This is a genomic window from Pseudomonas sp. RIT-To-2 (assembly GCF_029623465.1).
In the GTDB taxonomy this organism is placed as follows: domain Bacteria; phylum Pseudomonadota; class Gammaproteobacteria; order Pseudomonadales; family Pseudomonadaceae; genus Aquipseudomonas; species Aquipseudomonas silvicola.
The window spans coordinates 43,784-67,394 of the sequence record NZ_JAPYKM010000031.1; the positions used below are offsets into that span (position 1 = coordinate 43,784).

At 61.1% G+C, this 23,611-nt stretch carries 37 protein-coding genes, 1 tRNA gene and 1 pseudogene; 24 read left to right on the plus strand and 15 right to left on the minus strand.

Annotated elements, in window-relative coordinates; genetic code table 11:
- Positions 1 to 308: 308 nt before the first annotated feature.
- From QBK88_RS23190 to QBK88_RS23245, 12 genes are all read right to left on the minus strand, one after another.
- Positions 309 to 659 (minus strand): hypothetical protein, encoded by a 351-nt coding sequence (locus tag QBK88_RS23190; protein WP_277963859.1) that lies wholly within the window; start codon positions 657 to 659, stop codon positions 309 to 311.
- Positions 634 to 1,059: a hypothetical protein gene (locus QBK88_RS23195; protein WP_277963860.1), complete on the minus strand. Its 426-nt coding sequence runs from the start codon at positions 1,057 to 1,059 to the stop codon at positions 634 to 636. Before QBK88_RS23195 ends, QBK88_RS23190 begins: the two co-directional genes overlap by 26 nt.
- A 72-nt stretch (positions 1,060 to 1,131) precedes the next feature.
- A complete protein-coding gene (locus QBK88_RS23200; protein WP_277963861.1) occupies positions 1,132 to 1,593 on the minus strand; it encodes a hypothetical protein in 462 nt (153 codons plus the stop codon).
- Positions 1,590 to 1,820 (minus strand): hypothetical protein, encoded by a 231-nt coding sequence (locus QBK88_RS23205; protein WP_158156670.1) that lies wholly within the window; start codon positions 1,818 to 1,820, stop codon positions 1,590 to 1,592. The genes QBK88_RS23200 and QBK88_RS23205 overlap by 4 nt, the downstream gene beginning before the upstream one ends.
- A gap of 7 nt (positions 1,821 to 1,827) precedes the next feature.
- Entirely contained in the window at positions 1,828 to 2,499 is a 672-nt protein-coding gene (locus QBK88_RS23210) for a 3'-5' exonuclease (protein ID WP_277963862.1), read from the minus strand.
- The gene (locus QBK88_RS23215) at positions 2,496 to 3,362 is read right to left on the minus strand and encodes an ATP-binding protein (RefSeq protein ID WP_277963863.1); all 867 of its coding nucleotides are present in this window, start codon (positions 3,360 to 3,362) and stop codon (positions 2,496 to 2,498) included. The genes QBK88_RS23210 and QBK88_RS23215 overlap by 4 nt, the downstream gene beginning before the upstream one ends.
- A 10-nt stretch (positions 3,363 to 3,372) precedes the next feature.
- Positions 3,373 to 3,519, minus strand: coding sequence for a hypothetical protein (locus QBK88_RS23220; protein ID WP_277963864.1), 147 nt, complete (start codon positions 3,517 to 3,519; stop codon positions 3,373 to 3,375).
- A gap of 7 nt (positions 3,520 to 3,526) precedes the next feature.
- Positions 3,527 to 4,657, minus strand: a complete 1,131-nt coding sequence (locus QBK88_RS23225) for a hypothetical protein (protein ID WP_445764984.1) — start codon at positions 4,655 to 4,657, stop codon at positions 3,527 to 3,529.
- Positions 4,658 to 5,008: 351 nt separating this feature from the next.
- Positions 5,009 to 5,236, minus strand: a complete 228-nt coding sequence (locus QBK88_RS23230; protein ID WP_008369851.1) for a hypothetical protein — start codon at positions 5,234 to 5,236, stop codon at positions 5,009 to 5,011.
- Entirely contained in the window at positions 5,233 to 5,643 is a 411-nt protein-coding gene (locus tag QBK88_RS23235) for a hypothetical protein (RefSeq protein ID WP_277963866.1), read from the minus strand. The genes QBK88_RS23230 and QBK88_RS23235 overlap by 4 nt, the downstream gene beginning before the upstream one ends.
- A gap of 571 nt (positions 5,644 to 6,214) precedes the next feature.
- Positions 6,215 to 6,472: a hypothetical protein gene (locus QBK88_RS23240; protein WP_277963867.1), complete on the minus strand. Its 258-nt coding sequence runs from the start codon at positions 6,470 to 6,472 to the stop codon at positions 6,215 to 6,217.
- Positions 6,473 to 6,548: 76 nt separating this feature from the next.
- Positions 6,549 to 6,728 (minus strand): hypothetical protein, encoded by a 180-nt coding sequence (locus tag QBK88_RS23245; protein ID WP_277963868.1) that lies wholly within the window; start codon positions 6,726 to 6,728, stop codon positions 6,549 to 6,551.
- 393 nt (positions 6,729 to 7,121) lie between these two features.
- Between QBK88_RS23245 and QBK88_RS23250 the strand changes: the two genes are divergently transcribed.
- A complete protein-coding gene (locus QBK88_RS23250; protein WP_277963869.1) occupies positions 7,122 to 7,448 on the plus strand; it encodes a DUF1654 domain-containing protein in 327 nt (108 codons plus the stop codon).
- A gap of 54 nt (positions 7,449 to 7,502) precedes the next feature.
- On the opposite strand, the gene QBK88_RS23255 is transcribed toward QBK88_RS23250, so the two are convergent.
- From QBK88_RS23255 to QBK88_RS23265, 3 genes are all read right to left on the minus strand, one after another.
- The gene (locus tag QBK88_RS23255; protein WP_277963870.1) at positions 7,503 to 7,973 is read right to left on the minus strand and encodes a hypothetical protein; all 471 of its coding nucleotides are present in this window, start codon (positions 7,971 to 7,973) and stop codon (positions 7,503 to 7,505) included.
- Positions 7,974 to 8,112: 139 nt separating this feature from the next.
- A complete protein-coding gene (locus tag QBK88_RS23260) occupies positions 8,113 to 8,484 on the minus strand; it encodes a hypothetical protein (protein WP_277963871.1) in 372 nt (123 codons plus the stop codon).
- Positions 8,485 to 8,512: 28 nt separating this feature from the next.
- The gene (locus tag QBK88_RS23265; RefSeq protein ID WP_277963872.1) at positions 8,513 to 9,388 is read right to left on the minus strand and encodes an XRE family transcriptional regulator; all 876 of its coding nucleotides are present in this window, start codon (positions 9,386 to 9,388) and stop codon (positions 8,513 to 8,515) included.
- 104 nt (positions 9,389 to 9,492) lie between these two features.
- Between QBK88_RS23265 and QBK88_RS23270 the strand changes: the two genes are divergently transcribed.
- The 23 genes and pseudogenes from QBK88_RS23270 to QBK88_RS23380 all read left to right on the plus strand — a co-directional run bounded on the left by QBK88_RS23270 (position 9,493) and on the right by QBK88_RS23380 (position 23,611).
- The gene (locus tag QBK88_RS23270) at positions 9,493 to 9,687 is read left to right on the plus strand and encodes a Cro/CI family transcriptional regulator (RefSeq protein ID WP_277963873.1); all 195 of its coding nucleotides are present in this window, start codon (positions 9,493 to 9,495) and stop codon (positions 9,685 to 9,687) included.
- 32 nt (positions 9,688 to 9,719) lie between these two features.
- A complete protein-coding gene (locus QBK88_RS23275) occupies positions 9,720 to 9,908 on the plus strand; it encodes a hypothetical protein (RefSeq protein WP_277963874.1) in 189 nt (62 codons plus the stop codon).
- 18 nt (positions 9,909 to 9,926) lie between these two features.
- Positions 9,927 to 10,106: a hypothetical protein gene (locus QBK88_RS23280; RefSeq protein ID WP_277963875.1), complete on the plus strand. Its 180-nt coding sequence runs from the start codon at positions 9,927 to 9,929 to the stop codon at positions 10,104 to 10,106.
- A 95-nt stretch (positions 10,107 to 10,201) separates the two neighbouring features.
- Positions 10,202 to 11,008 carry a Rha family transcriptional regulator gene (locus QBK88_RS23285; RefSeq protein ID WP_277963876.1) on the plus strand — a complete coding sequence of 269 codons (807 nt, stop codon included), beginning with the start codon at positions 10,202 to 10,204 and terminating at the stop codon, positions 11,006 to 11,008.
- A gap of 20 nt (positions 11,009 to 11,028) precedes the next feature.
- Positions 11,029 to 11,811 (plus strand): Pyocin large subunit-like protein, encoded by a 783-nt coding sequence (locus tag QBK88_RS23290; RefSeq protein WP_445764983.1) that lies wholly within the window; start codon positions 11,029 to 11,031, stop codon positions 11,809 to 11,811.
- Positions 11,801 to 12,607 carry an ATP-binding protein gene (locus QBK88_RS23295; RefSeq protein WP_277963878.1) on the plus strand — a complete coding sequence of 269 codons (807 nt, stop codon included), beginning with the start codon at positions 11,801 to 11,803 and terminating at the stop codon, positions 12,605 to 12,607. The genes QBK88_RS23290 and QBK88_RS23295 overlap by 11 nt, the downstream gene beginning before the upstream one ends.
- A gap of 1 nt (position 12,608) precedes the next feature.
- Positions 12,609 to 13,100: an ead/Ea22-like family protein gene (locus QBK88_RS23300; RefSeq protein WP_277963879.1), complete on the plus strand. Its 492-nt coding sequence runs from the start codon at positions 12,609 to 12,611 to the stop codon at positions 13,098 to 13,100.
- Complete coding sequence (locus QBK88_RS23305; protein ID WP_277963880.1) at positions 13,097 to 13,558, plus strand: hypothetical protein; 462 nt, start codon at positions 13,097 to 13,099, stop codon at positions 13,556 to 13,558. The genes QBK88_RS23300 and QBK88_RS23305 overlap by 4 nt, the downstream gene beginning before the upstream one ends.
- Complete coding sequence (locus QBK88_RS23310) at positions 13,555 to 14,001, plus strand: recombination protein NinB (protein ID WP_277963881.1); 447 nt, start codon at positions 13,555 to 13,557, stop codon at positions 13,999 to 14,001. The genes QBK88_RS23305 and QBK88_RS23310 overlap by 4 nt, the downstream gene beginning before the upstream one ends.
- An 85-nt stretch (positions 14,002 to 14,086) precedes the next feature.
- Positions 14,087 to 14,683 (plus strand): annotated as a pseudogene (locus QBK88_RS23315) (recombination protein NinG).
- 203 nt (positions 14,684 to 14,886) lie between these two features.
- A complete protein-coding gene (locus QBK88_RS23320) occupies positions 14,887 to 15,480 on the plus strand; it encodes a hypothetical protein (RefSeq protein ID WP_277963882.1) in 594 nt (197 codons plus the stop codon).
- A gap of 155 nt (positions 15,481 to 15,635) precedes the next feature.
- Positions 15,636 to 15,710 (plus strand) — tRNA-Asn (locus QBK88_RS23325).
- 135 nt (positions 15,711 to 15,845) lie between these two features.
- Complete coding sequence (locus QBK88_RS23330; protein WP_268143307.1) at positions 15,846 to 16,154, plus strand: hypothetical protein; 309 nt, start codon at positions 15,846 to 15,848, stop codon at positions 16,152 to 16,154.
- Positions 16,151 to 16,390 carry a hypothetical protein gene (locus QBK88_RS23335; protein WP_277963883.1) on the plus strand — a complete coding sequence of 80 codons (240 nt, stop codon included), beginning with the start codon at positions 16,151 to 16,153 and terminating at the stop codon, positions 16,388 to 16,390. Before QBK88_RS23330 ends, QBK88_RS23335 begins: the two co-directional genes overlap by 4 nt.
- Positions 16,374 to 16,601, plus strand: coding sequence for a DUF7940 domain-containing protein (locus QBK88_RS23340; RefSeq protein ID WP_277963884.1), 228 nt, complete (start codon positions 16,374 to 16,376; stop codon positions 16,599 to 16,601). The genes QBK88_RS23335 and QBK88_RS23340 overlap by 17 nt, the downstream gene beginning before the upstream one ends.
- Positions 16,598 to 16,894 carry a hypothetical protein gene (locus tag QBK88_RS23345; RefSeq protein ID WP_277963885.1) on the plus strand — a complete coding sequence of 99 codons (297 nt, stop codon included), beginning with the start codon at positions 16,598 to 16,600 and terminating at the stop codon, positions 16,892 to 16,894. The genes QBK88_RS23340 and QBK88_RS23345 overlap by 4 nt, the downstream gene beginning before the upstream one ends.
- A gap of 10 nt (positions 16,895 to 16,904) precedes the next feature.
- On the plus strand, positions 16,905 to 17,372 hold the full coding sequence (locus tag QBK88_RS23350; RefSeq protein ID WP_277963886.1) for a hypothetical protein: 468 nt from the start codon (positions 16,905 to 16,907) through the stop codon (positions 17,370 to 17,372).
- Between the two features lie 229 nt (positions 17,373 to 17,601).
- Positions 17,602 to 18,225 carry a hypothetical protein gene (locus QBK88_RS23355; protein WP_277963887.1) on the plus strand — a complete coding sequence of 208 codons (624 nt, stop codon included), beginning with the start codon at positions 17,602 to 17,604 and terminating at the stop codon, positions 18,223 to 18,225.
- Positions 18,197 to 19,600 (plus strand): PBSX family phage terminase large subunit, encoded by a 1,404-nt coding sequence (locus QBK88_RS23360; RefSeq protein ID WP_277963888.1) that lies wholly within the window; start codon positions 18,197 to 18,199, stop codon positions 19,598 to 19,600. Before QBK88_RS23355 ends, QBK88_RS23360 begins: the two co-directional genes overlap by 29 nt.
- Positions 19,600 to 21,105 (plus strand): phage portal protein, encoded by a 1,506-nt coding sequence (locus QBK88_RS23365; RefSeq protein WP_277963889.1) that lies wholly within the window; start codon positions 19,600 to 19,602, stop codon positions 21,103 to 21,105. The genes QBK88_RS23360 and QBK88_RS23365 overlap by 1 nt, the downstream gene beginning before the upstream one ends.
- Positions 21,065 to 21,853: a phage minor head protein gene (locus QBK88_RS23370; RefSeq protein ID WP_277963890.1), complete on the plus strand. Its 789-nt coding sequence runs from the start codon at positions 21,065 to 21,067 to the stop codon at positions 21,851 to 21,853. Before QBK88_RS23365 ends, QBK88_RS23370 begins: the two co-directional genes overlap by 41 nt.
- 9 nt (positions 21,854 to 21,862) lie before the next feature.
- Positions 21,863 to 23,125: a DUF2213 domain-containing protein gene (locus tag QBK88_RS23375; protein ID WP_277963891.1), complete on the plus strand. Its 1,263-nt coding sequence runs from the start codon at positions 21,863 to 21,865 to the stop codon at positions 23,123 to 23,125.
- A 3-nt stretch (positions 23,126 to 23,128) separates the two neighbouring features.
- Positions 23,129 to 23,611 (plus strand): structural cement protein Gp24, encoded by a 483-nt coding sequence (locus QBK88_RS23380; RefSeq protein WP_277963892.1) that lies wholly within the window; start codon positions 23,129 to 23,131, stop codon positions 23,609 to 23,611.

A 23,611-nucleotide genomic window follows, 5' to 3' on the forward strand; every position in this document is an offset into this window, starting at 1 on the left:
ATGCGCCGCCCTCCGTGGCCGGATGGTGGCAATTTGATTGGGGGTGGGCTATAGGTATTGGCCGGCATGGGGCCGGATCAAAAGGAGGTGGAAAATGCACACACCAGGGGACCGGCCTCGGCCGATTGACTTCAAGCACCAGGGAATTGCTCTTAAAATTGCTTTCCAGTGGAAGGATCCAGGATCTGTTCCAAGCGCCGCCATCATTTATCCAGCTGACCAGACGGTTGATGACCTTTTTATATGTGATGCCGTCATTGGGGACTGGAGCAGTTATGAAGATGCAGTAAACGCGGCAAAGGCTGCAGCTATTCGGTGGATTGGCGGCCAGCCAAATCAGGGCCGATAATTACATCCCCCGGATCCTTCTGAATCATCAGAAGGCTCTTCCGCTCAAACGCCAGCGCCACTTTTCGCGATAGTGCTATCTCGTGGCGCGGCGGTTCCAGCAGCGGCAGCGCGCCGCCCGGCCCCAGTTCATGCAGTCGATGAATCATCAGCGTCAACGCCTCACCCTGTTCCTCGATCCTGGCCCAGGCCATCAGTTCGGCCAGGGCCTGCTTGGTGCCAGGGCGTACCTTCAGCCTCAGATCCTCTTCCTGTAGAGCTGCTGCCTTGGCGTGGCGGCGTTCGTCACGCTGCTGCTGAGTCAGTGCCATGCTGGTCTCCTGGTTCGACCTCATACCCTTCCAGCGCTGCCCATACCACCTGATGCGGAGACCGGGCCGTAGCGCACAGGGTCACGATCTTCTGGTGGGCGGGGTTCTTTGCCCGGCGACCGACATCGGCCAGCACCTCCCTCAGCTTTTCTGCGGACGAGTTGTGGTAGGCGGCCAAGGCCATGTGCAGCATGACCTCGTCGCCATCCAGCGGCTGGTTGCCGGCGCGCCACCAGCGATGGGGCTGGCCCACGGCTGCGCGTTGTCGCCGGGCCTTGCCGGCAGACTCAAGCTTGGCAAGGTCGGCGCGGACCGCCTGGACGGTCATCTTGGCCGATTCGGCCAACGCCTGGGCCGTCATCCCGGCCGGGTGGGTTAGGTATCGCCAAATTGGGGTCATATTGAATACCACTGGGTGGAAGGTGGAGATGTTCGGCCCGGCGCCGGGCCCGGACCTTGGTGCTGATTCGTCTCATGCGGCCCTGGCCTGCTGCCAGACGCCCATGGCCGTGAATACCGCGTTGGCCTGGGCCTCGGTCAGGCTCACCTCATCGGGTATCGCGATCCACCCCGACCCGATGACGTGTTTCTGGTTGCTCGACCCGATCAGCTCGGCGTGCTTGCTGATCATCAGTTGCTCCAGGGCGGCGACCAAGTGCACGCCGACCGGTGAAAACTCGGTCGACTTGCTGTACTGGCTGCCGTCTGGCTGCTGGCAGAACACGCTCATGTAGATCGTCCACCGGTGGGGGATATCGCACATGGCGTTAGCCACCGGCAGGGTGATGATCTGCTTGCAGTTCTTCCAATTGAGCATGATCTGCCGGTCCGGTGACTCGACGTTGACCACGGCGGCGTGGTTGGTCTTGAGCAGCGCCCGGCTGGCCCGGTCCATCCTGGCCTTGAAGTTGTGGGGCTTGCGCACCTTGCTCATAGCGAGTCCGCCAATTGCTTGAGGATGCGGCGCTGGTCCCGGGTGATGCGCATCGGCTTACGCTTCAGGACCGTTTCAGGGTCTATCCAGGCCCTGCGTGGCGGCTCAGGCTTGAATGCGTAGGTGGCGAGCACCTGGGGCTGATTGCCCCGGGCGAAGAACTCGGCCTTGGCCGCTTCGATCTCCGCCATCCGGGCGCTGTAGGTTTGGGGGCTGTGTTCGCTCATGCTGCACCTACCGAGATAGCGCAACGCGCAGGTACGGATCGATATCGGCTTGCCCCAAGAGCCAGGATTTGTAACTGGCTGGGATGTCCTTGATGGCCGAGCCCGCATGTTTGCCGAAACGAATGATGGTGGGGACCCGTGCATCCTCCGAAATCTCCCAGAGTTCGTCCCAGGAAGAAACGGCCCGGCCCAGGTCTGCCGCCAATGCATCGAGGATCTTCACCAGCAACAGCCGGCAGTTTTTTACATCGTCCAGGGCGGCATGGGCATTTCGCAGTAGGGCTGGAGCCTCGCTGCGGTAGTGCAGATACATCATCGCTGACTGGGTGTGGGTGTCTGCATCCGGCCACAGGCGCCGGCTCAGTGCCGCGGTGCAGATCCGCTTGAGGTCTGGACGACCAATGACACCCCAGTCGTAGTCGACGTTATGACCAATCAGGTAGGCGGTATCGCCAGGCAAAGCGAAGGTGTCGTGCGAGGGGCAACCCTCCAGCTCTTCGTCAAGGATGTGGCTGGTTGCGAGCGCGCCCAGTTCAATAGCTTTGGCCGGCTTGTACCGCTGCAGGAAGGTGCCGGTTGCCACAGGCTCGGCGATGCTTGCCAGTTGCAGCCACGCTGCTTCTACCAACTGGGGCTGGTTGAGGCCGGTGGTTTCCGAATCGAAAATGTACGCCGTCATGCAGATTGCTCCTGTGGGGTGAGTTCGAATTTGCGTTTGTCTTTGGCGGCCACAACCTGGGCAACCAGGTGGTCGAAGCCGATCGCGATTGTTTTGGCAGCGTTGAAGGCTGCCTGGAGGCTGGCCATGTCCTTGGCAGCGGCGATATCGGCGATTGCGTCCACCAGTAAGTCTTTGGCGCGCTGCTCAGGGTTGATGCCGTCATTGAGCCAGGCCAGCAGGCGGCGCCCTGTGTCTTCGGAGATTAGCTCCGGGCCTTCGAAAATCTTCGTCCGGTCCTTGCTCGCAAGCGCGGTGTGCGCGTCATGGGTGATATCCAGCACCACCGTGAATTCGTAGTCGGTGCCGTCGCGCTGCTCGGATTTCATGCCGAGCTTCACGATCTTCTTGCCCTCGCCCTGGACGGTTTCTGTCTTGCTGCGCATCGTGCAGATGACGTGCAGCGTGCTGGTGAGGATTTTGTTGGTGAGCTGCCGGTGCCGCGGCGTAGTCTCGTTCCAGGCCGCCCAGGTGTTGCCCCGGAATTTCTGGTGGGCCAGCGCCTCGTTGGCCTCCAGGCAGCCGCCCGGGCCCGTCCATTCGTGCGAGTAGCTGTCGATGATCAGCACGTTGTACCCGGCAGCCTCGGCGGCGGCGATCGCCTCAACGTAGCGCTCGGGCGAGAAGGGGGCCTGCAACTCCAGCACGTCAAAGTCGGCAATGTCGGAGTAGAGGGAGGCGCTGCCCTGCTCGGTGTCGATTACCGCGATCCGGCCGCCCAGGCCCTTGGCCATGAGCAGTGCGGAGAAGGTTTTGCCAGAGCCTGATGGGCCTGCAAGTGCCAGCCGTAGCTTGGCCTGCTTGCGTTCGGCTTTCTTGAACATGGAGGTGTCCTCAGTTCGGTTGGTTGTCCCATTCCCGCTCAATTTTGCGGGCTTCGTCTTCGTACTCTTTGCGCTCGTCGCCGGTGAATTGCTCAGGCGAGAACGCGCTGACCTGCATCCAGTCAAGCTGGGCGGCCAGGCGTGGCGTCGCGTTCATGGCGACCTCAGTAGGTGATTGCGATGGCGGGAATCTTGCGCTGGGCGATCAGGGTGACGGCCTGCTTTGCGCAGGCTTCTGGCATGCCGCCGGCGACGAACGCGTCCAGGGCTGCGCGATTGATATTGCGGCGGTGGGCTTCGTCGCGCTCGCGAGCCTGCTGCTGTCGCACAAGCTCGTCGGCTGCGGCTTGCTGGCGGCGCTGCTCGTCCAGGCGGGCCTGCTCGGCGGCGCGTTCGGCATTCTTCTCGGCTTCGATCCGGGCGATTTCCGCTGCCTGAATAGCTGCCAGTCTGTCTGCTTCCGCCTGGGCCGCTTGGCGTTCGGCCTGCTCAGCCTGAAGCTGCAACTGCAGGCGCTGATTTTCGGCTTCGCGCTTCTGGGCGGCGGCCTGGTCCAGCAACTCCCGCTCACGCTTGGCAGCAGCATCACGTTCAGCCGCGGCGCGCTCATCTGCCTCACGCTGTGCACGCTCGGCGGCTTCGCGGGCGATGGCGGCTTCGTGGTCGGCCTTGGCTCGGGCCTCTGCTTCAGCGCGTAGCCGGGCGAGTTCGGCTTGCTCGGCCTCGTAGACCTGTCGCGCTTTCAGGTGGTTGCGCAGGGCTAGCAGGCATTGGTCTTTGACCTGGGCAGCTTCGGTCAGGAACTCCTCCCAGGAGGCGTCGATGACCCGCGTTTCCATCTCATCGATAGCCGTCTGAATTTGCGCGGCGTCGAGCGGGCCAGTCGCTTCAACCACATCCTTCATCGCCTGGATCGCGTCGACGTGCCGGTCTTTGCGTGCCGTTTCCGCCGCCTCCCAGTCGGTTAAGGGCTTTCGAACTTCTTCCTGCCAGGCCGTCAGAAGCTCACGCACCCGTTTCCGCTCTGCGTCGATCTTCTTCGGCACATCCTTCAGCTCAGCCACAAGATCCTTGCCGAGGGTATCGAGCTTCGTTTTTGACCCGGCCAAGTCGTAGGCGATGGACCGGTAAGCCGCCTGACCCTTCTTGGTTTTTACGTCAGGGGCAGATGCGAGGAACTTGTCGATATCGTCCCGCACGATCTGCAGGTATGGATCAAGCCCGTTCGGCGTGCTGAATACCGTCAGGGCAACGTCTTTGGCTGGCAAGATGGCCAGTTCAGTTTGTGCGGACACGGCACTCTCCTCGCGCTCCATGCTGGGCGCCTTGGTGGTTAGGGTGGTGGGTGGGCAGACAATTTCCAGCTGGAGCATTGCGGCGCGGATCCGGGCAGGCCGGCCGGCCAGGTGGCGATCACGCACTGAGGCGTATTGCTGGGCGATTTCCTCGTTCGCGGCATCGTCGAACCAGTTATCGCCTTTTGCATCGCCCACGCTCTCCATCCGCCGATCCTGCTCCAACGCCTGGAGCGTGTCGGCGTACTGTCCAATCTGGGACATGGCGAATCTCCAGGCCGAGAGGGCGGCTGGTGTGGGGCGGGGAGGATTATTTGACGCGGTAGGCGTAGCAGAACCAGACGAGAGCGATCATGGCGCAACTCCAGGTTGGTCGAGGCCCAGGAAGCGGGCGTCTATGTGGCGGATGCGTTCGCAGTACTGCTTGAACTCGGCGCTGTCGATGGCCCTGAGTTCGTGGCTGACGTTCGCGGCTGTGTAGGCGGCGTTGGAATACACCAGGTGCAGATCAGGCTTTGCCGCGGCTAGCGTTTTGATCGCGGTGTCGATCAGGCAAACGGCCTTGTCGTGCGTGTTCATTGCGACGACCTCAACACTCGGTCGTCCAGAACCTTCGCCAGCTCGCAGGCGGCCTGATGCGTGAAGCGGAAGCCCTTCACCTTACCGGTGGCGCTGTCGGTGACGTGGTACGCCTTGCCGACCGGGATGACCTTGTGTCGGCAGGAGACAACCGGGAAGACAATGCCGACCAGTTCGTAGAACTCGGCCGTGGCCAGCCGGGTGCGTTCGCGCAGCACCGCGAGTACTTCGCGGCGGCTTTGGATGCTTGGGTGCATGATCGCCTCCAGGGCGCAGACCGCATTGGTCAGATACCAGGCGCGGGTGACCAAACCCACCGTGAATGGTGGCCTGGCACCTGCCGATGCGGTCGATGGGGGAAGGGGGTGATGCAGAAGGACGGTGCTGATCTCCGCCTTGAGAGTCATGCCGCGGTCAGCGCCTTTCGGCTACCGCAATGCCAGTTATTACGAGCCGGTACCGCGCGGGCATAAAATAGTACTTAGCCGGTCAGCGCTCACTCTCGGGAACTGTTAGTTTTCAAACCTGCCCATCAGCCTGGGCGTGCATCTGCATCGGGGTGTGATCTGTCTCGCCCGATCCGAATCGCCAGTCGGTGCTACCTTCCGCGTTATCGGTTTGGTGCCTGCCCGAGTTGGCAGACCCTACTCAATCGGCAAATCACACTCCGATGCAGCCTCTTTCGAGGTGATCGGGCCCGTTATTGGCTCACTACGGGCAGGTGGTTGGAGGCCCTAGTGAGATAGGGCTGCCGTTTCTTGCTGCCGATACCCGGCAAGACTGGTTGAGGGGGATTCCGTCCAGTGCTTCCAACACTGGATTCGCAGATCGGCTCTGCGCAGGTGATACCAGGTGGGCGGTTATAGGCCGCAGTTTCGTCCGGCATCGATAACCCCTCTCGCGACGGTGGCTGCCGTCCAACTATCGTTGTGCGAAAGGGGTTATCGATGGGCTCTCGGGGGAGAGCCTGGGATTGAATCACCCGATGATGATCGGGTTGGCTAATGCGTGATCCAAGGCTTCGGATTCGGCTTGCTTGCTGTCCAAGAAGCGGATCAGCCACGGCATCAACGTTTGAACGGAGCCATCTGACATTTCTACGATGGCCACGGTGTAGTTGCCGGGACCGGTCTCGAACACCTCGTAATCAACGCCCCAGCCGTGGAAGCGGCCCTCTGTCGAGTCTTCAATTCCCGTCCGGCGACCACGGTCGTCGTGGATAGCTTTCATGGTCATAACTGGTCGCATCGTCTTGCTCTCCCGGTGGATTTCCAAAGCGCCCGGTCGCCCAGGCGCTTCAGCAAATCGCCGATTAGGCGGCCCGCACTTTGCTCGGCCGGGCCCGGAGCTGTTTGCCCTCTACATCAACCACCAGGTACAGGCCGCCACCGCGGCGACTGCCCAGGTCCTGCGTGCCAACGTACTTGCCCGCCTTCTCGGTGCCGCGCGGGTTGGTGATGACCACTGGCTGGCCGGCGCTGAAATTGCTCATGCTGCGTTTCCTTTTTTGGGTTGATTTCCCGTCAGCCCCTCTTGAGAAGGGCTGCCAGTGAAATCTGGTTTCCGCTGGCACCGCATAGCGGGTCATTCACTCGGTTCGAGCCTTTCGCTCTAGTCAGCCGTCGAGGTGGGCCTCGCGTTGGTAGCCTTTCGGGGCTATCTGATCTCCGGTCGCCGTAGAGGCGGTGCCGTCTTTGTTCGTATTGCGCTGGTTGTTAAAGAGCGGCGGGTCTGTTGAGGCCCTGCGATCCGCGTTTCGCGTTTCGATGGGCTAAGTTAACCATCGGTATATTTTTACGTCAATACCGGCGGTTAATTTATTTTTCCAGGGCGAGGTGTATGCTTTCGCCATTACTGTACGTATATACAGCATAAGGAAAGCGATATGGCGAAGGCACAGAAGACGCAGAAAGCATCGGCACAGCGGATCGAGGTAAGCGGGATTGAGCGCCTACGGCTCAGGGTGGCGAACATGATCAATCATCCGATCGCCCAGGAACGGAAGACGGTAACGATTCACCGCCTGGATACGGACGGGGATCGCGAGTGGGAGGAGGTGATGGGCGCCTTGGCCGAGGTCGACGACATCGAGATTACCTTTAACGACGAAGACGAGTCAGTGACCCTGAGCTGGGAGGCGCCGGCGGATGACGATCCGCGCGCCGAGATGCACGACGAGTTCGAAGCCCTGGAGGAGGAGGCGCCTTTCTGATGGGCACAAAAAAGCCCGCACGGCGGCGGGCTTTTTTGACATCAATATGAAACGTTACGAGCCCGACATCGAAAACACATATTTCAGTGCAACTCCGAGAAGAGCCGAAGCGATAGCGCCAATCACAATAGCGCCACCGAGATATTTACCCATTGTCACTTTTATTCCGTTGACGTCTTCGCCAACCTTCTTGGTATCTGCCTTGATGCTGCTTACATCCTTCTCGATACGCTCGAAACGTGATTCTGAAATCTTTTCTAGGGCTTTGTCGCGCTCTGCTTGGGCTGCCAGAAAGCCTGAGAACTTCTCAGACAGTGCGGCATCCCTGGCAGCCTGCTCCATTCGGAACGATTCTTGGCGCAGATCCAGTTCTCTACGAAGCTGCTCATCACGGAGAGCAAGCTCCTTTCGATAGTCGTCAGTTCGTCGTTCCCCATCCTTTTCCATGCGATCAATACGCTTATCCATGCGCTCTTCGATCGCGGACAGGGTCTCACTAAGCTCGCCACGAGTAATGTCATTCATCCTTCGAGTATCCTTCATCGTAGGCTTGTTGTCATCCATCAGGTCTGGCTGAAGCCCGTCAGATTTTGCCCTGTATGATCCAGTCTCTGTGCACAGGGTAAACCTTGCCTTCAGAGTGTCTGCTGTGCGATAGGTAGCACTACTCATCACCAGCATCCTCAATCCGGTCAGCGCCGTCTACATCTTGCTCAAGTAAATCCGGTGCTGGATTTTTCAAAACCCATTCATGAACGACCGATGCCATATGGCTTCTGACCAAGCCGCAACTGACACAGAAATATGCGAATACCGACACATAGAATAGCTCAGGACGATTCCTGACCGGCATCCCGAATCGCAAGGTCGGCCCCCCGTCGTCAGGGCAAAGAACAGTCCACTCGTCGCTGCTGCAGACTGGGCATTGCTCATCCTCGTTGACTCCGCCTTTATCTACAAGAAATCGAACGAAGTCAGCCGATGCAACCTTAAATATTGTGAGCCGCTTTGGAGTCGGCTTTTTATCCTCGGCCATCCTTAATACCTTATGTCATCCAAATTATTTATGCCTTTCGGCCATTCCAGATATAAAGCGCCTTCGCGTGAATGGTCACATCCTCAACCCGAGCCTCTACATCCCTGACCTTAGGGTTATCGGACACAAGCAAAAACCGGTCAGCATCCAGGATCTGGATCCGCTTGATGAAGAGGTGGCCGTGCCAGGTCAGCACGTAGATGGCATCCCCGACGTACTCATTCACCCCGCGATCAACGATCACCAGGTCCTTGTCGTTGATCGTGCCTTCCATTGACTGTCCCCAGCCAACGATCATCGCCAGCGCAGATGCGGAGGTGTAAGTGACTCCCTTGTCGCGCAGCAGCTCTTCACGCACCACCAAGTTGCGGACGACCTCTGTGTATTCCGCTGGTACCTGTCCATGGCCCATGGCGGCGCGCACGTCGTACTGCGGGATGACGATCTCCTCCTTGCGCGGGCGCAGCGATCTGTGCTCGGACGGCAGGTAGCCGGCCGGGGATTCATCATCCGCCGCTGCCAGTAGCCTTTCGCGGGTCTCCTCGGGAATGCCCTTGCCGCTTTTTGCCAGCATCTCCTTCACCAAGTCAGCCGCGCTCCTAGGTGCTTGGCTCTGGTCAGCTTTCGTGACCGGGGCCTTCGTCATGCTGCTGATCTCATCAGCCAGGCGCCTGCTGAAGGACTCGATTGGCTCATCCAGCATGCGCGCCAGAACCGCCGCGAACTTGGCATTCAGCGGGTTTATCCCCTTGAAATACAGGTTAACCGCTGCCGGCGTCATGCCCGCTTCGTCCGCGATTTTCTTCTGGCTCAGCTTCAAGTCGTTCTTCTTTGACAAGAACAGCGCGTGCGCCGCTTCGCATTCAGCCATCAGTTCGGGAGGGAGGATTCGTTTTTTGGTCATCGCGCGAATGTATACCAACGGTTAAAAAATAGAAGAAACCATCGGTATTGCTTAAAAATTAACAGATGGTTAATATCGTGCCTATCTACAACCGAGGCACGATCATGAACGAGACCCCCCTCGACGAATTTGTTGCTGAAAAAGGGCAGTCCGAAGCCGCCAGGCTTCTTCGTGTGACCGCCCCGGCAATCCACAAGGCTCTGACTGCGAAGCGCGATATCCGTGTGCTTGAGCTCCCAGATGGGAGCTTTCAGGCCAAGGAGCAGCGCCCGTTCCCGTCCCAGAAATCCGCCGCCTAACCACTTCATCAGCAGCAAGGAGCAAACCCCGTATGTACGCGAACCCCAAACACCTCCATGACCGCGAGATCAAGGTCAGGGTCGATGAGGACACATTCGATCTGATCCAGGCGCTGGCCAAGTTCCACCGAACCCAGCGCGCCGTCCTTTGCCGCGAACTGCTTGAAGCCCAGCTCGCCGCCCTCGCTGCCGAGGATACAAGCGAACACAACGCGGCCTGAAGTCGCTGAGGAGGCCCCATGCCAATCGAACAGGTCGGCTTGGACCAGGCCTCGATGGAGCAGCTTGAGCGCGAAGCAGAGAAGAGGGGGGTTACCCCCGAAGAACTGGCTGCCGAGTTGATGCGTCGAGAACTGGCCAACCGAACCAAGCCCCGGAATTCCAGGGGTCCAGTAACACCGTTTCGCCGTAAGGCCTGAGTAGGCCCTGAAGAGTTCCTGATACGCCCGAATTTCGGGCACAAAAAAACCGGGATTCCGGCCCGGTTCATTGCTACATCAAAGTGAGGTCCATTATGCATACCACGCCCCACCTGATCAATACCCCACCACCCGCGCCACGAAATGGCAGCTACGAAAACGTGGCGCGCACGATGTCGTCGCGGGAGATCGCGCAGCTCACTGGAAAGCGCCACCCCGACGTCAAGCGCGACATCCAGGCCATGGCCGAGGACCTTAAGGTCAATGTGAGCAGTTTTGCTCACATCTACTTTGACGGTCGCAACCGGGAGCAAACCGAGTACCTGCTGGACCGTGAGCACACCGACTGCCTCCTGACCGGCTACAGCGCCGGTCTGCGCATGAAGGTGATCCGGCGCTGGCATGAGCTTGAGGGGCAATCCCAGGCGCGCCAGGCGGTTGCCCTAAACGGCACCAAGGTCATTGGCGAGATCGCCATCATGGAGTGCTTCACGCGCCTGCTGAAGCCCGCGGCGTCCTGCCAGATGCAGATGCTGACCAAGATCGCCGAGAACAATGGCCTGAACCCGAAATTCCTCCCAGGCTACGCCGTGGACGCCGCGCCGGACGCCACCGGCGGCTCCAGCATGGCCACCAAGTCGCTCACAGCGTTGCTGAGGGATACGGGCCTCAATGGGTCCGCCATCGCCTTCAACCGCCGCCTTGAGGCCGCTGGCTTCATCAAGGTCATGACCCGCAAGAACTCCAAGCACGAAACGGTGGCGTTCTGGTGCGTGACTGAAAAGGGCCTCCAGTACGGCAAAAACCTGACCAACCCCCAATCCCCCCGCGAGACGCAGCCGCACTGGTACGTGGATCGCTTTCTCGAGCTTGCCGGCCTTGTCGGCAAAGGCAGTAAGTAATGGCCGGAGACTGGATCAAAATGCGCATCGAATTGCAGACTCATCCCAAAGTTTTCCGCATGGTGTCCGCATTGAAAGCGGACAGACTTCGCATCATTGGCGGACTTCACATCGCCTGGAGCATCTTTGATGTGCATTGCGATGATGGGGTTTTGGTGGGTTACACCGTCGACGCGATGGATGCCGTGGTCGGCTGGCCCGGCTTTACTCAGGCCATGATCGACGTCGAATGGGCGTCAGTCGATGAGGCTGGAAGCCTTGTAATGCCTCGCTTTGAGGAGCACAACGGGGCCAGCGCCAAGCGTCGCGCCAATGACTCCGAACGCAAGCGCAACGCCCGCAAAAACGCCTGTCAAAATGATGCGGATTTGCTGTCCGCAATTGATGCGGACAAAAACCGGACCAGAGAAGAGAAGAGAAGAGAAGAGCATAAAGATCAAGATCAAAAGCTCTCGTCGCCCGCTCCGAGCGTGGACCTCTTCCCGAAGTTCTGGGCCCTGTACCCGCGCAAGGTGTGCAAGGCCGCAGCCGAGAAGGCCTGGAAGAAACTCAAGGTCACTGACGACCTGTTCGCCCTGATCGCCCAGGGCCTGGCCAAGCAATGCGTTTCCCCGAGCTGGACCAAGGACAGCGGCCAGTACATCCCGCACCCGGCCACCTGGCTGAACGGCAAGCGCTGGGAAGACGAGGTCCAGACCCCGAGTAACGTCCACCACCTGCCCACCAGCCGCCACACCGGCTTTGCCGACCGCGACTACACCGTAGGCCTGAAACTGCGGGAGGACGGCAGCTATGCGCTCTGAGAAAGTCGTATCGATCCCGGACAACCTGTCCAACATTCGCATCCAGCCGGCCGAGTGCGAGAAGCACGGCGCGTTTGACCAGAAGGTGACGATGATCCTGGGCCGGGCCCTGAAGAGCGGCTGCCCTGAGTGCCAACGCGTTGCCAACGAGGAACGCGAAGTGGCTGAGAAGTCCTCCAAGGCCTACGAACTGCGCCTGGCCCTGTCCCGCAAGCTGGGTGACGCCCTGATCCCCAAGCGCTTCACCACACGCACCCTGGAGAACTACCAGGCGGACAACGAGGGCCAGCGCCGGGCCTTGGCCTTCTGCCGCCACTACGTGAAGGTCTTCGACGAGATCATGAAGACCGGCCGCTGCATGGTGCTGATCGGCAAGCCCGGTACCGGCAAGACCCACCTGGGCGTGGCCATGGCCAACGAGCTGCTGCGCCACACCTCCCGTACGGCCGTCTACCGCACTGTGGGCGCCGTTCTCCAGGCCATCCGGGCGACCTATGACCGCCAGTGCGAACGCAGCGAGGCCGACATCCTGGCCAGCCTGATCGGCCCCGACCTGCTGGTGCTGGACGAAGTAGGGGTGAGCAAGGAGCAGCCCAGCGACTTCGAGCTGACCACCCTGTTCGCAATTATCAACGGCCGGTACGAGCAGGAGCGGCCCACGGTCGTGATCTCCAACCTGGCTGCCGACCAGCTGGATGGTGCAATGGGCGAGCGCTGCGTTGACCGCCTGCGCGAGGGCGGAATGATCGTGGTCCCGTTCGAGTGGGAATCGCAGCGCGGCAAGGAGGGGTTTTGACATGACCGATTACACCGAACTGAAGCGCCTTGCCGAGGCAGCAACGCCTGGCCCCTGGCAGACCGAACAGGCCTATCCGATTGTTCAGCCAGCCTATCCCGCAAGAGGGTCGATTGCCTCTGCATTGATTTGGCAAGACGCCCATTTCATCGCCGCCGCCAACCCTGCCGCCATCCTGGCCCTGATCGCTGAGAACGAGCGGCTGGCTGCCCAAGTGCGACTTGCCGGGGTGGCGGCCGAGATGGCTGTGCACGACGCCGTGGGCCGCGCCGCTACAGATTACCTGCTGGCTGTTCACGAGCTCGACCAGCTCAAGGCCGAGGTCGAGGCGCTGCGAAAGGATGCGGCGCGGTATCACTGGCTGAGGGACAAGAGCGAGTCGGTCCACCAGTTCTACATGAGCACGCCTATCTGGTTTACCGGCGTGAAGTTCAGCAAGGAGAACGTCGATAACACAATCGACGCCGCCATGAGCAAGGAGGCCGGCCAATGAACTTTCTTATCACGCACCAGACCCAGCCGACCCCCAATACCTGCTTCTCAACATGCCTTGCCATGATCCAGTGCGTTCCCGCCGGGGTCATGGTAGGCAAGATCCACGAATGGTATTTCGCCGGCTCGGTGAGTACTCGCCAGGCGCTTGATAAGGTCGGCATCCCATTCGAATCGTTCGACACGGCAGACCTGCCTGCGTTTGGGCGGGACGGGGTTTACATGGTGGCAGTCCCGTCCATAAACGAGCCTGGATGGCTTCATCAGGTCCTCTGCGAGTGCTACGACGGCAACTTCATCGTGCATGACCCAAACCGTGGGCGCCGCGATTGCAAGCACTACGTCGCCGCCCTCACAGAAGGCTGCTTCAACGAGGTCAAGTTTCACGGGTATGTGATCGATGCGTTCATCCCGCGCAGCTACCTGCTTGAGCGATACAGCTGGAGGGCGGCGTCATGACTGACCACTCCCTGCGCACCGAGTCCGACCGCCGCCGGCTCATGAGCTTCATCGAGCATGTCGACCTGAGCAAACCACGCAAAGTCTCCATCAGCGAGACCCGCAACAAGCGCAGCGAAGCCCAGAACCGCCTGCTGTGGATGTGGAATGGCCTGATCCAGACCCACCTGCGCGAATCCTTCGGCCAGTTGGCCAGCAGCGAAGAGTGGCACGAGATTCTGGTGGCCAAGCTCTGGCCGGCTGAGGTCCGCCGCGTGGAGCTGCCAGACGGCGCCGCGTTCAAGGTTGGCCGGGCCAAGACCCGCAAGTTCACCACGGTGCAGATGACGACCTACCTCGAACTGCTGGATGCCTACTGCGCCGAGCACCTTCAGCTCCTGCTGCCCCACCCAGACGACCTGATGATGGCTATCTACGGCGAGCGCCGGAGGACTGCAGCATGAAACGACTCAACCGCCTTATCTCGTTCCTGGCCCTGGCCTACGCCACTGGCTGGACGCCTGCCGAGCTGAATCAGGGGGTGCTTCTGTGAGCCTTGCCGCCAAGCCGCCGCGCCCCAAGCGCTGCCGCAACACCTCCTGCGGCTCGACCTTCACTCCCCAGCGCCTGGGCTAGGCCGTATGCAGCCCGGCCTGCGCGCTGGCGACCAAAGACCAGAACTTGCCGAAGGCCCGCAAGGCCATCGCCGACCGCGAGCGCCGCGAGATCAAGGTGCGCAAGGAGAAGCTGAAATCGCGTGGGGAATACCTCCGCGAGGCCCAGATCGCCTTCAACGCGTACATCCGTGCCCGTGACCAGTTAGCCGGCCACGCCTGCATCAGCAGCGGCAACCCTCTGGACTGGACCGGTAACGCGGTAGATGCGGGTCACTATCGCAGCGTCGGTGCCGCGCCACACCTCAGGTTCGATGAGCGCAACTGCCACGCCCAGAGCAAGCAGGACAACCGATTCCTTTCCGGCAATGCCGTTGATTACCGGATTGGCCTGATCGCCCGCATCGGCCTGGAGGCGGTCGAGGCACTGGAGGCCGATCAGAGCGTGCGCAAGTACACGATCGACGAACTCAAGGCCATAACCGCCGAGTACCGCGCCAAGCTCCGTGAGCTGAAGAAGGAGGCCGCATGAGCCAATTTATCGACTTGGTCGACCTGTGCCGCTTCGCGGTGATGGTTGCCGTTTTCGCCTGGTTCTGCCTGGAGCGCCAAGCATGATTGCGAACCTGTTCTTGACCCTGATGATCTTCAGCATCTGCGGCCTGTTGGTGGTGAATGTCCGCATGCAGCAGCGCATGAAGGACCGAAAGTGAATTTTGCAATGGGGGATGGGGAATGATGAAACTGAACAGCGCACGCCTGGCTTGGCACGATGCCCTTTACACCCCATGGGACAGCCAGGGTGCCCACGTCGAACAGATCGGCCTGTTGGGTTGCTCCGTGCAGAAGACCGAGAAGATGGTGACCAGCCGCCACGCCATGCACCAGTCGGTGTCGGCTCGCATCCAGCACGCCATTGCCACGTTGCCCGGCCACCTGCAGGCCTTCGGCAACTTCATGTACAGCCCGATGGCCAGCATCGACGAGAAGGAGGAGGCGGAGGAGCTGGTGTTCCTGGGGGCGTACAACGCCGGCCCGAAGATGACCGCGCGCAAGTTCGCCAAAGCTCGGCACGTGGCCCAGGCCGTGGTGCTTCGCTACCAGCGCCTGCACCAGGGAGGGCAGAGCGAAGGAGTGGACCCGCTGCCAACGGCCGAGAAGATGCGCCTGTGGATTTTGGCGGTGCACGGGGTATCCATTGTGGGTGATCAATGGGCCCGCGACTGGGGCGACTTTGTGGAGCGGTGTTTCGATGCTTGCAACCAGCTCGACAAGGCCGCTCTGGCCCCTGTTTCAATGGCAATTTCGGCGATGAAAGAAGCCGCTTGACGTTTTGTCGGCGTACGGGCATCATTTCGCCATATTAGAGTTTTGCCTCTGGCAAAAACGTCTCACCAGAACCCCGCCATCGAGCGGGGTTTTTCGTTTTCAGCCCCTCCACACCCATAGCCCCGAGCTGGGTGTGCTGTAGGGGCTGTTTGTTTTGGCGTTTAGCTCAGCGGTAGAGCACCCGGCTGTTAACCGGGCGGTCCCAGGTTCGAATCCTGGAATGCCAGCCAGACCAACCAACGCCAAGTGCCCGCACATGCGGACCTACTGGCCCTCATCAGGGCCTCAGACTTCTCATCGCTGCTGCTCCGCTGCGACCTTGGCCGTCCCCATCCGGCCTTTTTTATTCGAAATGGACAGACCCTATGGCCGGAATAGCTGACAGCACCGCGTTCAAGGTCATAGTGCCTGTCATGCAGACCCTGATCTGCGCGGGCGCGCTGGGAGCCTTCACCTACGTGAACAGCACCCTGACCTCGTTGCAGGCTCAACTGAGCAACTACCAAACCAATCAGGCCTTGGCGCTCCAGCGACTGGAATCCCTGGAGCGCCGCGCTGACGCCAACGACAAGATCGTCGACACCCTGCGCAGCACCAGCCAGGGCCAGGGTTACCAGATCGCCGCCATCCTTGAGAGCATCAAGAGCGGCGTGCTCAGCGGGCGGCCCAAGTGAAGCGCCTGCTGATCGTCCTCCTGCTTGCCGGGTGCGCCCAGAAGCCGACGATCGCCCCCAAACCAGTCGAAACCCACACGACGGTTTACCGCTTCACCAGCCATTCGTGTGACGCCCCACCCGAATCCAAACGCCTGCGCGATGCGCTCAACGACGCCGCCAGGTGGAAAAGCTATGCCGAAAGCCTCGAGAAACTGCCCTCCGCGAAGGTCACGCCCAATGAAGCTCATCCCTGAATGGCGCAAGTGTTGGCGCATGAGCAGCGTGCAGATCGCTGCGGCCGGCGCCGTGCTCAATGCCGCGGCTGCCGCCTGGTCGGTGTTCCAGGGCACGGTGAACCCCCTGGTGTTCGCCTGCGTGAACATGGGCCTGAGCTGTGCCGTGGCCGTGGCCCGGGTAGTTCAGCAATCGAAGCTGCAAGGCCCGCCGCCGGGAGATCACCCATGAGCATTCGGAACCACCTCTATTCCATCACTGCCTGGTTCGCCGGGCTCTTCAAGAAGGACACTGTCATGACCGATGAAACTCAAGCCGCTGCCGTAGTTGAAACCCCTGCTGCCGATGCCACGCCTGCTGCCGTAGTGGTTGCGCCGGTGGCTGTCGCTGCCGAGCCGGCGCCGGTGGCCGTGGTTGCCACCCCAGTGGACACCGACACCCTGAAGTCCATCCTGGCCGCCCTGGGCCACGACCTGGAAGCTGTGTGGGACGACGCCATCGCCCTGGCCAAGAAAGCCCTCTGAGGAGACGGACATGACTGACGAAACCTTGGTGGAAGAATCCGCGCCACAAAATGCGGGTGACGAAAACGTGGCGCCGACTGCTGCGGTTGAAGAAACCCCAGTTGCCGAGGCGCCTGCCGCTGAAGTGGTGCCAGTCGCTGAAGCTGAGCCTGTGGCAGATGCCCCGGCAGCGGAAGTTGATCCCACTGCTGATCCAGCGCCTGCTGATGCTGTGGTGTCTGACGCCACGAACGACGAAGGCTCGCACGTCGTCTCCGATGCGCTGCCCGAGGTTCATACCCCGACAGCAGATGCAGTGGCCATCGACGCCGCCGATCACGCCAAGGCCAAGGACGTGTTTGCATCCCTGCTCGGCGCCCTGGAAGAAGAGCACAAGGCCATTGCCCGCGAACTGGGCGTGCTGCTGAGCCTGCACACCGTGGCATCGGGCCAAGCCGACACCACTGGCGACTACAGCGCTGGTGACCTGACCAAGTGAGGGGCCATGGCTGGAAAGTGGTTTTGGCGTTGCGTGCCAACTGATACGGGCTGCGGCGTAATCGCGAGCTTCGATGTTGGTGGCCGCACAATAGGCACCGAATTCTGGTTGTCTTGTTCCGTCAAGACTCCTCTCCAACGCCAGGTGATTGAAGCCATAGAGCACATTATCCAGACGCTTCCTGAAGAGCATGCCCATTATTTCGGGCTCCAACCAATAAGTGATTTCCATGACCGATAAGCAGACACCCGACTGGGAGCGCATCGAGCAGCTCTACCGGGCCGGCCTGCTCTCGGTGCGGGAGATCGCGGCAAGCTGTGGCGTGTCGCACACTGCCATCCAGAAGAAGGCCAAGGCCGGAAGCTGGGAGCGAGACCTCAAGGCGAAGATCAAGGCCAAGGCTGATTCACTGGTTGCCAAAGCCGAGGTTGCCACGCAGGTTGCCAAGGAAACTCTGGCAACTGAGCGTGGCATCGTCGATGCGAACGCCCAGGTCATCGCGAACATCCGCATGGCGCATCGGGCTGATATTGGCCGGGCGCGTCGGCTGGCGAACCTGCTGTTCGATGAACTGGAAGGCTTGACGGAAGAGCAGGGCACGCTAAAGGAGCTGATCGCGCAACTGCGTGACGATGACGAGGCGGGTGACATGGCAGAAGTCCTGGCCCTGGCCAACAAGATGTCGACGCTCCCGTCCCGTACCAAGACCCTCAAGGAGCTGGGCGAGACGCTGAAGAACCTCGTCCTCCTCGAGCGCCAGGCCTACAGCATCGACGCCAACCCAGAAGACGAGAGCAAGGCGCCCGCAGGCTTAGGACATTTCTATGGAGACTTCGGCGCGAGCGACGCTTAACCCTTGCCTGCGCGAGTTCTGGACAACGCCAGCGCGCAACCGTGTGCTGTACGGTGGCCGGTCCTCGTCGAAGTCATGGGACGCCGCCGGGTTCGCTGTATTCCTGGCGTCCAACTACAAGGTGCGCTTCCTGTGTACCCGCCAGTTCCAGAACAAGATCGAGGAGTCGGTCTACACCCTGATCAAGGCGCAGATCGAACGTTTCGGTCTGACCTCTCAGTTCAAGATCCTCGACGCGAAGATCATCCACAAGCGCACCGGTAGCGAGTTCATCTTCTACGGCCTGTGGCGTCACATCGACGAGATCAAGTCGCTGGAAGGCGTGGACGTGCTGTGGATCGAGGAGGCGCACAACCTCACTGAGGGCCAGTGGCAGATCCTCGAACCGACCATCCGGAAAGAGCACTCGCAGGTCTGGGTGATCTTCAACCCCAAGCTCTCGACCGACTTCACGTACAAGCGCTTCGTGGTCAACCCGCCGCCCAAGACGGTGGTGCGCAAGATCAACTACACCGAGAACCCGTTCCTCAGTCGCACGATCCTCGACGTGATCGAGGCGGCACAGATCGAGGATCCCGAAGAGCACGCCCACATCTACCTGGGCGAGCCACGGGACGACGATGACGGGGTGATCATCAAGCGCAGTTGGATTCAGGCTTCCATCGACGCTCACAAGGTGCTGGGGTTCAATGCCTCGGGCTTCAAGCGCATCGGATTCGACGTGGCTGACAGCGGCAACGACCTGTGCGCCAACGTGGCAGCCCACGGCTCTGTGGTCGAATGGGCGGACGAGTGGAAGGCCCAGGAAGACGAACTGCTCAAGTCCTGCACGCGCACCTACAGCGCAGCCAGGGACCGTGGAGCGTCGATCCTATACGACTCCATCGGTGTCGGCGCCACGGCCGGGGCCAAGTTCAAGGAGCTGAACGACGGCAAGCCTAGCCCCATCCGCTACGAGAAGTTCAATGCGGGCGCGGCCGTGCACATGCCCGAGAAGCTCTATCAGAAGCCAGATATCACCAACGGCGACATGTTCGCCAACATCAAGGCGCAGACCTGGTGGCTGGTGGCCGACCGCTTCCGTAACACCTTCAACGCCATCCGCAATGGCGAGAAGTTCCGGGATGACGAGCTGATCAGCATATCGAGCGACTGCCCGAAACTGGACAAGCTCATAGACGAGCTATCGACCCCGCGCCGCGACTACGACGGCAACGGGCGGGTGAAGGTCGAGAGCAAGAAGGACCTTGCCAAGCCGAACCGCGAAGGGGGGGCAGTGCCATCCCCAAACCTGGCCGATGCCTTCGTCATGTGCTTCAGCCCAACACACAAGGCGCCTATGCGCATTTCCGAAGACCTACTGAGGCGCGCCTGATGTTCTGGAAGAAGAAGGCAGCGCCTGCGCCTGTTGAGCCGGTGGTGAGCGAGCCCGAGCGCGCGAAGATGAAGATCAACACCACGCTCCTGGCCCAGGCCAGCGCCAAGCCGGCACCGGCCGAGTTCGCCAAGTACGAGCCGCCGGCCGGGGTGGTGCCCGCTGACCAGAAAGCCAACCTCATGGCCATGGACAGCGCGCCCTACGAGTACCTGAACGCCGTGGGCTACCAGTACGGCTACCAGGCGTTCCCCGGTTACCCGTACCTGGCCCAGCTCGCGCTGATGCCCGAATACCGCAAGATGGTCGCCACCATCGCCGAGGAGATGACCCGCAAGTGGATCAGCCTGCGCTGCGTTGGTGACGACGACAAGACCGACCGCCTTGACCAGCTCGACGCTGAGCTGAAGCGCCTGAACACTCGCGAGGTGTTTCGCCTGGCCGCCGAGAACGACGGCTACTTCGGGCGCGGCCAGATCTACACCGAGATGAAGGTGCCCAGCGGTGCGATGGCTTCGGACGACCCGCTGGAACTGAACACTCAACTTTTCCTCGACCCCGCCAAGGTGCCCAAGGGCTCGCTGGTGGCGTTGCGCTCTGTAGAGCCGGTGTGGACCTACCCAACGACCTACAACGCCGACAACCCACTGTCGCCGACCTTCTACAAGCCTGACGGCTGGTACGTCATGGCCAAGATGGTGCACAAGTCGCGGATCCTCACCTTCATCTCGCGCCCTGTGCCCGACATGCTGAAGGCGGCTTACAACTTCGGCGGCCTGTCGCTGATCCAGATCGCCGAGCCATACGTGAACAATTGGCTCCGCACGCGCAACAGCGTGGGCGACATGGTGCACTCGTTCTCCACGTCTGGCCTGGCCATAGACATGGCGGCAGCCCTTTCCGGTGACAACGCGACGAGCATCTTCGACCGGGCCGAACTGTTCAACAAGATGCGCGACAACCGCGGCGTCATGATGCTGGACAAAACGAACGAGGAGTTCTTCCAGTTCAACACCCCGCTCAGCGGCCTGGATGCCCTCCAGGCGCAGGCTCAGGAGCAGCAGGCTTCCATTTGTGGCATCCCACTGGTGAAGCTTCTGGGTATCACGCCTTCAGGCCTGAATGCCTCCAGCGACGGCGAGATTCGCGTGTTCTATGACGGCATCCACGCCTTGCAGGAGAACCTGTTCCGCGCGCCGCTCAAGCGCGTGCTGGACCTGGCTCAGTTGTCCCTGTTCGGCGACATCGACCCAGACATCGACTTCATGTTCGAGCCGCTGTACCAGATGTCCGAGCTTGAGCAGGCGAACGTCAGGAAGCTTGAGGCTGACACCGATGCGGTGCTGATCGGCTCCAACGTCATCACGACCGATGAGGCCCGTGAGCGCGTGGCTGCTGATCCTGATAGCCCTTATCAGTCCCTCGAACTGAACGAGGAGGTCGATAACGAGCTGGAGGATGACGATGACGATCCAACCGACGATCCTTCGTCCGGTAAGGCCTAACGCTGGCGTCCAGGCGTGGTACCGCAAGCAACTGGACGCGGCCATCAAGGAAATGCAGAACTCGCTGGTGTTCTGGCTCAAGGCCAACTACCGGGCCGCAGGGCTCGCGGATGGCCTGGCCCAAGACGACAGCCCGGCGATGATGATGCGCAAGGCCATGGGCAAGCTCGCCAAGCGCTGGCAGGGCAAGTTTGACGACATCGCCGACTCTCTGGGCAAGCGCTTCGCCGATCGCGCCCTGGGCAACTCCGACGTTTCGCTGCGCAACGCCATGGAGGCAGCCGGTGCCACGGTGAAGTTCACCATGACACCCGAGATGAACGACGTGTATCAGGGCTGCATCGGCGAGCAGGTGGGCCTCATCAGGTCCATTGCCAGCGAGCACCTAGCCGATGTGCAGGGTCTGGTGATGCGCTCCGTCCAGCGCGGCCGGGACCTGGGCAGCCTATCCAAGGAGTTGGAGGCGCGGTATGGCGTGACCAAGCGTCGCGCTGCGCTCATCGCACGCGACCAGAACAACAAGGCGACCTCCGCCATGCAGAGTGCCAGGCAGCAAGCCTTGGGCATCAAGGAGGGCGTCTGGCGGCATAGCGGCGGCGGAAAGGTGCCGCGCCACTCCCACGTTCAAGCCAGCGGCAAGACGTTCGTCCTCGCCAAGGGCATGTTCATCGAAGACGAATGGATCATGCCGGGCGAGAAGATCAACTGCCGATGCACCTGGTCCCCGGTTATCCCCGGCCTCGACTGAGAACACTTCATGAAACCTGAAATCCTGGCATTCGACCGGGCCACGATGCGCCTGATCGACGTCGACGGGCGCCTGCACGTCAAGGTCAGCCACATCAGCAAGGCGGCCGTGAACCCCTACTACGGGCGGGAAATTCCGAACTGTGAGGGTCTGGGCCTTGACCCTGATCGGATCTACCAGCTTTTGCGCGACCCGGGCGAACTGGCCAAGGGCGCCGCGACCTTCAACAACATCCCGCTGCTGAACAAGCACATCGCGGTCAGCGCGGATGACCCGCAGAAAGAGTCGGTGGTGGGCTCGACCGGCACCGATGCCGCGTTCGTTGACCCCTACCTCGACAACAGCCTCGTCATCTGGGAGTCGGCAGCCATCGCCGGTATCCGCAGCGGCGAGCAGCGAGAACTCTCCTCGGCGTATCGCTACGTCGCGGATATGACGCCCGGCGTTTACGAGGGCGTGCCGTACGACGGTCGCATGACCGAAATCGTGGGCAACCATGTGGCTCTGGTCCCTGTGGGCCGTGCCGGTGCTGACGTCCTCGTCAGCGATTCACTACCTGAGGAACTACACCCCATGAAAAAGAGCCAAGCCGCCGCCGCACGCGCGGCACTCGGTGCCCACCTGCAGCCGCAGCTCGCTCAGGATGGCGCGCTTCCCACGTTCCGGGCGCTGTTTGCCAAACCGACCACCGTCAAGAAGCTGGCCGAGGATGCCGCGCTGGCGTTCCCGGATGCCAAGCTCGACGTGGCTGCCCTGGCCAAGTCGCTGAAATTCGCCCTCGACGAGGCTGACGATCCGAAAGATCCGAACGCCAATGACGAGGATGACGAGGAGGACAAGAAGAAAAAGGCCGAGGACGAGGAGAAAGAGGAGGAGGAGCGCAAGAAGGCGGAGGCTGAAAAGAAAGCTCAAGACGAAGAGGAGGAAGAGAAAAAAGAGGCTGATAAAAAGGCCATGGACTCTGCCTTGAAGGCCGTCGAACGCAACACCATCAAGCGCATGAACGACATCCGCGCCGCCGAGGAAGAGGTCCGCCCCCTGATCGGTTCCGTGGTTGCCCAGGACTCGGCCGAGGCCGTGTACAAGCTGGCCCTGGACGCTGCCGGTGTCGACGTGACTGGTGTGCACCCCTCGGCCTACCGCGCCCTGGTGCGCATGCACGCCAACACCGCAACCGCCAAGCCGACCCCGCGCATCGCGCTGGACGCCAAGGCTGACGAAGACTTCGCCACCCGGTTCCCAACCGCCGGCAAACTGAAGAAGGGGTACTAAGCCATGGGCTTCCAAAGCGTAATCAACCAAACCCCGGCCCCGGCGGTCGAAGGCGATTTTTCCAGCGCCAACGCCTATGCGTCGGTTGTGGCCGGTGAGGGCGCGCTGATTGCTGGCTCTGCAGGCGTCACCGTGGGCCGCTTCGCCTGGGCAACTGCCGCAGGCGTGGTATCCAACGTGCAGACCACCGGCGCTCCTACCGGCTTCGTGCACCGCCACCAGCAGGCCGTCATCACCCAGTGGCTGGGCGCAAGCTCGATGCTGATCCCGGCCGGCCTGCAGATGGCACTGATGTCCGCCGGCGATTTCTGGGGCCGCTCGACCACCGCGGCCACTATCGGTCAGAAGGTCTTCGCCTCGATCACCGACGGCACCATCGCCACCGGCGCCGCTGGCGCGACCGTGACCGGTTTCGTCGAGACCAAATTCGTCGTTCAGAGCGCTGCCGCTGCTGGCGAACTCATCAAATTCGGCACCTGGAGCTGA

Excerpts from the sequence above, each read along its gene's own strand:
- QBK88_RS23190 (WP_277963859.1), bottom strand. The coding sequence starts at position 659 with ATGGCACTGACTCAGCAGCAGCGTGACGAACGCCGCCACGCCAAGGCA.
- QBK88_RS23195 (WP_277963860.1), bottom strand. The coding sequence starts at position 1,059 with ATGACCCCAATTTGGCGATACCTAACCCACCCGGCCGGGATGACGGCC.
- QBK88_RS23200 (WP_277963861.1), bottom strand. The coding sequence starts at position 1,593 with ATGAGCAAGGTGCGCAAGCCCCACAACTTCAAGGCCAGGATGGACCGG.
- QBK88_RS23205 (WP_158156670.1), bottom strand. The coding sequence starts at position 1,820 with ATGAGCGAACACAGCCCCCAAACCTACAGCGCCCGGATGGCGGAGATC.
- QBK88_RS23210 (WP_277963862.1), bottom strand. The coding sequence starts at position 2,499 with ATGACGGCGTACATTTTCGATTCGGAAACCACCGGCCTCAACCAGCCC.
- QBK88_RS23215 (WP_277963863.1), bottom strand. The coding sequence starts at position 3,362 with ATGTTCAAGAAAGCCGAACGCAAGCAGGCCAAGCTACGGCTGGCACTT.
- QBK88_RS23220 (WP_277963864.1), bottom strand. The coding sequence starts at position 3,519 with ATGAACGCGACGCCACGCCTGGCCGCCCAGCTTGACTGGATGCAGGTC.
- QBK88_RS23230 (WP_008369851.1), bottom strand. The coding sequence starts at position 5,236 with ATGAACACGCACGACAAGGCCGTTTGCCTGATCGACACCGCGATCAAA.
- QBK88_RS23235 (WP_277963866.1), bottom strand. The coding sequence starts at position 5,643 with ATGACTCTCAAGGCGGAGATCAGCACCGTCCTTCTGCATCACCCCCTT.
- QBK88_RS23240 (WP_277963867.1), bottom strand. The coding sequence starts at position 6,472 with ATGACCATGAAAGCTATCCACGACGACCGTGGTCGCCGGACGGGAATT.
- QBK88_RS23245 (WP_277963868.1), bottom strand. The coding sequence starts at position 6,728 with ATGAGCAATTTCAGCGCCGGCCAGCCAGTGGTCATCACCAACCCGCGC.
- QBK88_RS23250 (WP_277963869.1), top strand. The coding sequence starts at position 7,122 with ATGGCGAAGGCACAGAAGACGCAGAAAGCATCGGCACAGCGGATCGAG.
- QBK88_RS23255 (WP_277963870.1), bottom strand. The coding sequence starts at position 7,973 with ATGAATGACATTACTCGTGGCGAGCTTAGTGAGACCCTGTCCGCGATC.
- QBK88_RS23260 (WP_277963871.1), bottom strand. The coding sequence starts at position 8,484 with ATGGCCGAGGATAAAAAGCCGACTCCAAAGCGGCTCACAATATTTAAG.
- QBK88_RS23265 (WP_277963872.1), bottom strand. The coding sequence starts at position 9,388 with ATGACCAAAAAACGAATCCTCCCTCCCGAACTGATGGCTGAATGCGAA.
- QBK88_RS23270 (WP_277963873.1), top strand. The coding sequence starts at position 9,493 with ATGAACGAGACCCCCCTCGACGAATTTGTTGCTGAAAAAGGGCAGTCC.
- QBK88_RS23275 (WP_277963874.1), top strand. The coding sequence starts at position 9,720 with ATGTACGCGAACCCCAAACACCTCCATGACCGCGAGATCAAGGTCAGG.
- QBK88_RS23280 (WP_277963875.1), top strand. The coding sequence starts at position 9,927 with ATGCCAATCGAACAGGTCGGCTTGGACCAGGCCTCGATGGAGCAGCTT.
- QBK88_RS23285 (WP_277963876.1), top strand. The coding sequence starts at position 10,202 with ATGCATACCACGCCCCACCTGATCAATACCCCACCACCCGCGCCACGA.
- QBK88_RS23290 (WP_445764983.1), top strand. The coding sequence starts at position 11,029 with ATGCGCATCGAATTGCAGACTCATCCCAAAGTTTTCCGCATGGTGTCC.
- QBK88_RS23295 (WP_277963878.1), top strand. The coding sequence starts at position 11,801 with ATGCGCTCTGAGAAAGTCGTATCGATCCCGGACAACCTGTCCAACATT.
- QBK88_RS23300 (WP_277963879.1), top strand. The coding sequence starts at position 12,609 with ATGACCGATTACACCGAACTGAAGCGCCTTGCCGAGGCAGCAACGCCT.
- QBK88_RS23305 (WP_277963880.1), top strand. The coding sequence starts at position 13,097 with ATGAACTTTCTTATCACGCACCAGACCCAGCCGACCCCCAATACCTGC.
- QBK88_RS23310 (WP_277963881.1), top strand. The coding sequence starts at position 13,555 with ATGACTGACCACTCCCTGCGCACCGAGTCCGACCGCCGCCGGCTCATG.
- QBK88_RS23320 (WP_277963882.1), top strand. The coding sequence starts at position 14,887 with ATGATGAAACTGAACAGCGCACGCCTGGCTTGGCACGATGCCCTTTAC.
- QBK88_RS23330 (WP_268143307.1), top strand. The coding sequence starts at position 15,846 with ATGGCCGGAATAGCTGACAGCACCGCGTTCAAGGTCATAGTGCCTGTC.
- QBK88_RS23340 (WP_277963884.1), top strand. The coding sequence starts at position 16,374 with ATGAAGCTCATCCCTGAATGGCGCAAGTGTTGGCGCATGAGCAGCGTG.
- QBK88_RS23345 (WP_277963885.1), top strand. The coding sequence starts at position 16,598 with ATGAGCATTCGGAACCACCTCTATTCCATCACTGCCTGGTTCGCCGGG.
- QBK88_RS23350 (WP_277963886.1), top strand. The coding sequence starts at position 16,905 with ATGACTGACGAAACCTTGGTGGAAGAATCCGCGCCACAAAATGCGGGT.
- QBK88_RS23355 (WP_277963887.1), top strand. The coding sequence starts at position 17,602 with ATGACCGATAAGCAGACACCCGACTGGGAGCGCATCGAGCAGCTCTAC.
- QBK88_RS23360 (WP_277963888.1), top strand. The coding sequence starts at position 18,197 with ATGGAGACTTCGGCGCGAGCGACGCTTAACCCTTGCCTGCGCGAGTTC.
- QBK88_RS23365 (WP_277963889.1), top strand. The coding sequence starts at position 19,600 with ATGTTCTGGAAGAAGAAGGCAGCGCCTGCGCCTGTTGAGCCGGTGGTG.
- QBK88_RS23370 (WP_277963890.1), top strand. The coding sequence starts at position 21,065 with ATGACGATCCAACCGACGATCCTTCGTCCGGTAAGGCCTAACGCTGGC.
- QBK88_RS23375 (WP_277963891.1), top strand. The coding sequence starts at position 21,863 with ATGAAACCTGAAATCCTGGCATTCGACCGGGCCACGATGCGCCTGATC.
- QBK88_RS23380 (WP_277963892.1), top strand. The coding sequence starts at position 23,129 with ATGGGCTTCCAAAGCGTAATCAACCAAACCCCGGCCCCGGCGGTCGAA.